Origin of the sequence: Plantactinospora sp. KLBMP9567 (assembly GCF_033446045.1) — a bacterium.
In the GTDB taxonomy this organism is placed as follows: domain Bacteria; phylum Actinomycetota; class Actinomycetes; order Mycobacteriales; family Micromonosporaceae; genus Plantactinospora.
In genome coordinates, this window is sequence record NZ_JAWQRR010000053.1 from 126639 (window position 1) to 134271 (window position 7633).

General features: G+C 66.7%; 7 protein-coding genes, 1 tRNA gene and 2 pseudogenes. 7 read left to right on the forward strand and 3 right to left on the reverse strand.

Annotated features, from left to right (window positions below; genetic code table 11):
* The first annotated feature begins 142 nt into the window (after positions 1-142).
* Positions 143-218 (forward strand) — tRNA-Lys (locus tag R6Y94_RS39300).
* A gap of 186 nt (positions 219-404) precedes the next feature.
* On the opposite strand, the gene R6Y94_RS39305 is transcribed toward R6Y94_RS39300, so the two are convergent.
* Positions 405-980 (reverse strand): flavoprotein, encoded by a 576-nt coding sequence (locus R6Y94_RS39305; RefSeq protein ID WP_318401916.1) that lies wholly within the window; start codon positions 978-980, stop codon positions 405-407.
* Positions 977-2323 (reverse strand): hypothetical protein, encoded by a 1347-nt coding sequence (locus R6Y94_RS39310; protein ID WP_318401918.1) that lies wholly within the window; start codon positions 2321-2323, stop codon positions 977-979. Before R6Y94_RS39310 ends, R6Y94_RS39305 begins: the two co-directional genes overlap by 4 nt.
* Before the next feature lie 424 nt (positions 2324-2747).
* Here R6Y94_RS39310 and amcA (R6Y94_RS39315) point away from each other — a divergent pair, with 424 nt between their 5' ends.
* From amcA (R6Y94_RS39315) to R6Y94_RS39335, 5 genes are all read left to right on the forward strand, one after another.
* Complete coding sequence (amcA, locus tag R6Y94_RS39315; protein WP_318401919.1) at positions 2748-2915, forward strand: multiple cyclophane-containing RiPP AmcA; 168 nt, start codon at positions 2748-2750, stop codon at positions 2913-2915.
* A gap of 41 nt (positions 2916-2956) precedes the next feature.
* On the forward strand, positions 2957-3277 hold the full coding sequence (locus R6Y94_RS39320) for a hypothetical protein (protein ID WP_318401933.1): 321 nt from the start codon (positions 2957-2959) through the stop codon (positions 3275-3277).
* A complete protein-coding gene (gene amcB / locus R6Y94_RS39325) occupies positions 3274-4395 on the forward strand; it encodes a cyclophane-forming radical SAM peptide maturase AmcB (protein ID WP_318401921.1) in 1122 nt (373 codons plus the stop codon). The genes R6Y94_RS39320 and amcB overlap by 4 nt, the downstream gene beginning before the upstream one ends.
* 11 nt (positions 4396-4406) lie before the next feature.
* Positions 4407-4589: a multiple cyclophane-containing RiPP AmcA gene (gene amcA, locus R6Y94_RS39330; RefSeq protein ID WP_318401923.1), complete on the forward strand. Its 183-nt coding sequence runs from the start codon at positions 4407-4409 to the stop codon at positions 4587-4589.
* Positions 4590-4663: 74 nt separating this feature from the next.
* Entirely contained in the window at positions 4664-5326 is a 663-nt protein-coding gene (locus R6Y94_RS39335) for a pentapeptide repeat-containing protein (RefSeq protein WP_318401925.1), read from the forward strand.
* A 99-nt stretch (positions 5327-5425) separates the two neighbouring features.
* On the opposite strand, the pseudogene R6Y94_RS39340 reads toward R6Y94_RS39335, so the two are convergent.
* A pseudogene (locus tag R6Y94_RS39340) lies at positions 5426-5977 on the reverse strand (HAD family hydrolase); the annotation flags it as partial.
* A 368-nt stretch (positions 5978-6345) separates the two neighbouring features.
* On the opposite strand from R6Y94_RS39340, the pseudogene R6Y94_RS39345 reads away from it, so the two are divergent.
* Positions 6346-7612: pseudogene (locus R6Y94_RS39345) on the forward strand (IS701 family transposase).
* Positions 7613-7633 lie beyond the last annotated feature (21 nt).

Genomic DNA, 7633 nt, shown 5'->3' on the forward strand with positions numbered 1-7633 from the left:
GGGCCACAGTTATAGCCCCGGGCGCCGAAACTTATGAGTGTAATGCCCGTTTTGCCGCCCGGACGGGTCGGTTGCGACCAGGAGGGGAACTGGTTGGAACCTCCTCGTCGGGCCGTGTTAAGGTTTCTCCCGTTGTCAGCGAGCGCCGCTAGCTCAACTGGCAGAGCAGCGGACTCTTAATCCGCGGGTTCGGGGTTCGAGTCCCTGGCGGCGCACCAACCATCAAGGCCCTGACCTGGGTTTCACCCTGGGTCTGGGCCTTTTTCATGTCCCGTGCCGTGGTCCGGGTGCTCAGCAGGTGCTCGGGAGCCGTTGGACGGCCACTGCGGGCGTGGGACTTTCCGCCCCTGTTTTGGACTGGATCGGTGCGTGAGCGTTGGTGACCGGGTGGGCGTCTCCGGCCGTCAGCCCTGATGGTCGGCCGCCGACCGCGACTTGTGAACGAGCCGGACCGCTGTCTCGAAAGCCGCCGTCCAGGGGAAGACGCGCTGCCGGTCGTTGCCGCTTCCCGGTGGGTGAGGCTCCCAGCCGTCGTCTTCACCGAGCAGGATGCGTACGTGTTCGTGGCGAAGGTCGGCCACTGCGCGTTGGAAGGGTGCGCGGGCGGCCAGGGCGGCGTTGACGAAGGGGACGATGACGGTCGGCACCTGGCGCCCGATCAGCTCGGCGACCGAGGTCATGGCGTAGTTGTCAGCGATGCCGAGGGCGATCTTGTTGATGGAGTTGTACGTCGCCGGGGCGATGACGAGCGCGTCGGCGCCAGGAAGCGTACGGCGAGCGCCTGGAGACGACTGGTAGGTGGACCTCACCGCGTGCCCGCTCATCGACTCGATCGTTTGGGCGTCAATGAAGTCGATGGCGCTCGATGTGGCGGTAACCGCCACCGTCCAGGAATTTTCCTTGGCGGTAGCGATCAGCCTTGTGAGGTCTGCGGCCGGGCCAGCGCCGCAGACGACGATCTGTAGGTGCCCGGCGGTCATACCGGGATCCCGACGTGGTGGGCGAACTCGACGACGGCGGTGCGGACGTGGCCCCGGCTGAGGGCTGCGAGGTCGCCGGCGATCCGCTGGACCGCTGGCCGGCACCGGAGTTCCTCAGGCGCCACTTCGTACGCGATGCGCAACGCGTTCAGGCCGTGCTCGTAGCGTCCCCACTGGGTGTAGGCACGTGCCACGTCAACGAATAGCGAGGCTTTGCGTTCGGCGAGGCGGATCTTGTCCAGTGGCACCTGCCGAGCGAGGGCGATCGCGGTACCGGCGTCGCCCAGGGTCAGCGCGATGTTGACCTGGTGGAGCAGGACGTTGGTGGCGCCGAAGCCGGTCCACCGGTCGTTGCCGTCGTAGCCGAGCCGTGTGGCAGCGCGAGTGGCCTCGTCGATCATGGTCTGTGCGCTGTCCCGGTCGTCGCTGCGCGCGGCGGCGATCGCACCACGGAGCAGGAGTGCGCCGTAGACGGCAACCTCGTCGGCGGACGTGAGGCGTGTGTCCCGTTCGAGAACGCTGGCTGCGTTCTCGGCCAGGCTTCTGGCCTGCTTGGTGTGGCCGTTGCTCATCAAGGCATGGGTCATGATCCGGGCACTGGTCGCCATCGCCACCGGGTCCTGGCTGGCCGCGCCCGCTTGGGCACTCTTTTCCGCCGCCACCAAAGCCATACCTCGGTCGCCAACCTTGAGTAGCACGCTGCCCACGACGTGGTACAGGTCGCTAGTCAGGGCGTCGGCCCGTATTCGCTGATCACCCTCGGCTTCCGCCCTTGTCGGTGTCAGTGCTGGCAGGAGGGTCGTGAGACTACCGAGAACCTGCTCGTACCGGCACGCCTGATAGGCGGCCTTGGCTGCGGCCACGTCGCGAGCGAATTGCCGGACGGGCAGGGCAACCGGATCGGCCCCGTGAGCCATCGGCAGAGAAACCAGGGCGTCGAGTAGTGGCGTGACGCCGGGCAGGGCAGCCATGCCACTGGCCGTCGCACCCTGCAGGAACTTTCTACGCTGCACGTCACCGTCCGAGTCAGAGCCAGGTTCGTCTTTGGCAGTATCGGCGTTTGTTGCGGCTGGTGGTCTGGCGGCATCGGCAAGTGCACCGCTGGTGCTCCGTTTCTGAAGGGCCTCGAAGCGTTCCAGAACGTCGGGGGCGGCCCGCGCGAGCACCGTGTCGAGCGCGGCCTGCATGTCGGCACGTAGTTGGACCTTCTCGCCCTGGCTGCTCCACTTGGCCACGGTGCGTCGGGCCGCGCCCAGATGTTCGGCGAAGCCGGTGACGCTCAGCCGTAAGGCCTGCCGCAGGGCGTTTGCCTCCCGGCCGGTCCACGTGGTCACTGCGGCCATCGGATGTCCTCTCGATGGGACCGTGTCAGCTCGTCGATCGTAACGGCACGTGGCGGGTTGGCGAGTGCACCGCGAGTGCATCGATAGGACATTCCCATCGTTCCGCTTTCCAGCAAACCTGAATTCGCCCGACGCGCCCCGTCGTGACGACTGGCCGCCGGCAGACCCGCAGTCTCTGAGCAGGGAGGGTCGAGATGAAGGATGTGGCGAGTCGAAGTCAGAAGCGTCTTTGGACGCCTTGGCCGGTAGCGCCCCAGATAACTCCCTTGCCTGTTCCCGGAATTCCCCGTCTGCGTACCGCCACGAGGGCTGCGCGGGCGGGTGAGCGGCGGTCTGCTCCCAGCCGCCGCACTGCAGCGGTGGGCTCACCATCCCCCAGGCGGGCCCACCGCTTGCCAGTGTCTATCCATATCCGGGAGCGGCCATGACGGTGTACGTCTCCCGCAACGCTACGACCGGTCGACCGTGGTGGCTGGATCCGCCGAAGCACACCGGCCCGACGGTGTTGGAGCGGATGACCGAGCCGCCACTGCTCACGCACGCATGGCGCCGGCATTTCGAACGACAGGCCCGGGAGGGAGAGCGCCGATGACGAAGGCTCAGCGCGACGCCGTACCTCTGCAACATCGCGCAATGAGGCAGCGAGATCAGGCGCCGAGGTCGCACCTGCCGATGCGTCCGCTTTGGTTTTGCCGGACGTGCGGTCAGCCGTGGCCGTGCGGCCAGGCGAAGCTGGATCTACTGGCCGAGTACCAGGGCAGCCGGGTGAGCCTGTGTCTCTACCTGGCCACTTCGCTCTGCGACGCCATCGACGACCTGCTCAAACTTAATCCCAGCGTGACGGGAAGCACCGCCGATCTGTTCGACCGGTTCCTTGGTTGGCTACGCGCATCCCGCCCGGTAGCACCGGGTGACCACGACGACCGTAAAGAGGCCAAGGAGACAGGACAGTGAGCGGCATCGGTGTCATCACCGCCGATGGGCGGGCCGCCATAGCCCGCACATTTCACACTCTGGTCTTGCAACCCACCAGCTTTTGCAACCTGGACTGCACCTACTGTTACCTGCCCGACCGACGAACCCGACGGCTCATGACGGTCCCAGTCGCCGCAGCGTGCGCCCAATCCGTGAAGAGGCAGGGCAGCCCGCATCCAGTGAGCGTGGTGTGGCACGGCGGCGAGCCCACTACGACGCCTCTCGGCACCCTCCGGGAGCTGCTTGCCCCGTTCGAGGAGCTGAGGCAGTCCGGACAGGTACGCCACGAGATTCAGACCAACGCCACCCTGATCAATCAGCGATGGTGTGAGCTGTTCGCCGCTTACGAGTTTGAAGTAGGCGTGAGCATCGACGGCCCCGGCGCTCTGAACCGCAACAGACTCGATCGGGCTGGCAACCCAACAACGGCCCGGACCCTGCGAGGGATGCGGACACTCGCCGAGGCAAAAGTGCCGTATTCAGTGATTTGCGTTGTCACCCCGGAAACCATCGATCACGCCGACGACCTCGTTGACTTCTTCACCGACCTGCCCGGTTGTCGCTCTGTGGGCTTCAACATCGAGGAACAGGAGGGGACAGCACGGACACCGGTGTCGGAGGAAGCGGCCTACCAGTTCTGGCACCGACTCGTCCAACGACGGATCGACGGCAGCCCCTTGAGCATCCGCGATGTGGACCGCTTGGCCGACTACCTCACCGTCACGCGTGCCGGGCTCGTCAACGACGCCCCGTACGAGCCGATCCCCACCGTCTCCTGGGACGGGAACGTGGTCCTCCTGTCACCGGAGCTCCTCGGGGTCAAGGACCCGCAGTACGGAGATTTCATCGCCGGGAACGTCCTCCGCCAGCCGATCACCGACATCTTGGCCCGGGCCGGCGACCTACGGTATGTCACCGAGTTCATTGCGGGACTCAACGAGTGCGCAAGCCATTGCACGTTCTACAGCTTCTGCAGGGGTGCTCAGGCCGGCAACCGCTACTTCGAGCACCAAACCTTCACCGCCCGCGAGACCAGCTACTGCCGCACCACTCGGCAGGCACTGGTCCGCGCCACAGCAAACCACCTCGTCAGCTAGGAGGGATCACCGTGACCAACGCCCTTGCGAGCCTCATGGACGCCACGCCGGAGCGCCTCGCACGTCTCGGCGTCGAGCCGCTTCGAGCGGTAGCGTCGATCGACGCCGCCAAGTTCGACAACCGTCCCACCTGGGACAACAAAGGAGGGTTCGACAGCCGGCCCGCCTGGGACAACTGGAACAAGAAGAAGTGATCTGCTGAAACAGGATTAGGCGTTCGGACGCGAGGTGGCACCGCCGCCCCGCGTCCCGAACAGACTGGGGACTCATGCGGACAACCACCATCGGTGACGTGAGGCTTCTGCTCCCGGATCTCGACTCGGAAGATCTTGATACCGTCCACGATCCGGCGAGCGACCTCACCGAGGCCAGCATCGAGGGTGTCTCCTGGCACGGCGCACAACTGGACGATGTCAGTATCCGGAGCAGCCGGATCAGTGGCGCCGACTTTGGTGAGAGCACCTGGGAATCCGGCACCATCTGGGGCAGCGAGATCACTCGGACCGACCTTTCCGGTGCGACTTTGTCCGGGGTCATCATCGAACGCTGCGCGTTCACCGGCTCGCGGTTCACTGGTACCCGGCTGACAGATGTACGCCTCAAAGACGTCCTCTTCGACGGCTGCCGCTTTGACTATGCCACCTTCCAGCGCGTCGTCGCCGCTGGAGCCGCAGCCTTTACCGACTGCACCCTCAGCAACGCCAGGTGGTCGTCCTGCCGACTACCCAAAATCGCCATCAGGTCCTGCCAGTTGACCAACCTGGAACTCGAAGCCTGCCAGCTCCAAGGCGCTGACCTCCGGGGAAACCGCCTCCACGATCTCAAGTCCACACTCATCAACCTGAACGGCGTCACCCTCGGCCAAGAACAACTTCCCGAACTTACTCAGATGGCCATCGCGGAACTGCGCGTTGACGTGCGGGCCGACTGAAACGGGGTCCGAGCCGCCCGGCCCGTGGGCGGTGACAGCCGACGCTGCCGGCTTGACAAGTCGCCGCTCTCACCACCGGCCGGGTGGCTTCTCGGGTATTTATCCGGCCGACTCGTTGTGCTTGCGGACGAGGTCGGGCAGCTCGGTCAGCGAGTCGAGTTGGAACAGGCAGCGGTCTCTGACCGCCCTGTCGTCGAGGATGTACCCCCACGGGCCGCGACGGACCAGGGCGGTCGTGATCCCCGCCTCCTGCGCCAGCCGGATGTCGTCGTCCAACCGGTCGCCGACGTAGAGCACCTGATCTGCGGGGCAGCCCGCCTTGGCCACCACGCGTTCGAAGAACGCTGCGGACGGCTTCTCCACACCTCAGCCGTCCGAGGTGCCGATGACGTCGACCGGTAGGTTCAGGGCACGCAGGATCGTCTCCGCTCGTGCTGTCTGGTTGCCGGCCAGGCCGACCCGCAGCCCCGAGTCGCGCAACGCGGCGAGGCACGGTCGGGCATCTGGGTACAGGTCCTCCTCGGTGAACGGCTCCGGCTGTCCCGCCGCCGTGCGGCGCTCCCGCTCCACGGCCAGGTCGAACCCTGGGCGGAACACCTGGAACGTCTCTCGGTAGTCGAGGCCCCGAGCGATCACCGCCCCGAAGACAGCTCGGTTCAAGGTGCTCGTGCGGGCCCAGGCCGAGTCGGGAGGAGTTGGTAGCGCGTTTCTGGAAGATCAGGGCCGCAGTTGGGCGCAGAGGTGAGCACCCAGCTCGGCGCACAGGGCTGATTCAAGGATGGTGCGGGAGATCCCGGCCAAGAGGCCACTGGCCAGGAACCAGGTTCGGAGGGCTCGATGGCCGTCCCAGTAGGCTCTAGTACGGCAGCCGCCGTTTGAGATCTTGCTGGTGTGCCGGGGTGGACGCGAGGCGGCCACCGCGTGATCGTCTGTGCGTTGTGGACACAACTTCAGATCTTGCGGTGGCCGCGTGCCACAGCGTAGCGGTTGGTCGGTGGGAGCGGGTGCTGGCCGAGGTGCTGGGATGCTTCGCGGGCCGGTTCGGGCGGGTGGAGCCGCGTCGGGCGGCGGGACAATTCGTGACCGGGCTGCTGTCTGACCTTGAGGTCAAGACGTGCTGGCAGTTGGCAGAGCAGGCCGGGCATGCCCGGCCGGACGCGATGCAGCGGTTGTTGTACCGGGCGGTATGGGACGCCGACGCCGTGCGCGACGATTTGCGGGCTCTGGCCGTCGACCGGTTCGGCGCCCCGGATGCGGTCTTGGCCGTCGATGAGACCGGCGACCTGAAGAAAGGGCGTTTACACGGTCGGGGTGCAGCGGCAGTACACCGGCACGGCAGGGCGGATCGAGAACAGCCAGGTCGGGGTGTTCCTGGGCTATGCGGGCGCCGACGGGCACACCCTGATCGACCGGCGGGTGTATCTGCCGGCGTCGTGGACCGACGACCGCGACCGCTGCCAGGCTGCCGGCGTGCCCGACGAGATCGAGTTCGCTACCAAGTCGGAGCTGGCCGCTGAGATGATCACTGCGGCTTTGGATGCCGGGGTGCCGGCCGGGTGGGCCGCGGCCGACGAGGCCTACGGCAACAGCAGCGTCTTCCGCGCACACCTGCGCGAGCATCAACTCGGCTATGTCCTGGCCGTGTCCCGCAGTCACCTGGTGCCGATCGACGGCGGCAAAACCCGCATCCGCGCCGACCGGATCGCCGCTGATCTGCCCGTCTCGGCGTGGCAGCGCCGCTCCGCCGGCGCCGGATCCAAGGGGCCGCGCTTCTACGACTGGGCCTGGCTCGACGACGTATGCACCGATGCTGACCCCGACGACGGCGGCCGGCACAGCCTGCTGATCCGCCGCAACACCAGCACCGGTGAGCTGGCCTTCTACCGCTGCTGGACCCCCAGACCGGCCACCCTCGCCCAGTTCGTGCGGGTCGCGGGCATCCGCTGGAGCATCGAAGAGAGCTTCCAAGCCGCCAAGAGCCAGGTCGGCCTGGACCAGCACCAAGTCCGCCGCTGGGACTCCTGGCACCGGTTCACCACCCTCGCCCTGGCCGCCCTCGCCGTCCTGGCGATCTGCGCCGCCGACGCCACCGACGACGACCCGGCCGACAGCGGACTGATCACGCTCACCGTCAACGAGGTCCGCCGCCTGATCAACGCCTGCATCATCCGCCCGATCAGCGACCTCGCCCACCGTTTGCATTGGTCAGGCTGGCGGCGACAGCATCAAGCCCGAGCCCGCCGAGCCCACTACACACGCCGCCTCAACCTCGAACTCCAACCATGATCCCGAACGGCGGCTGCCGTA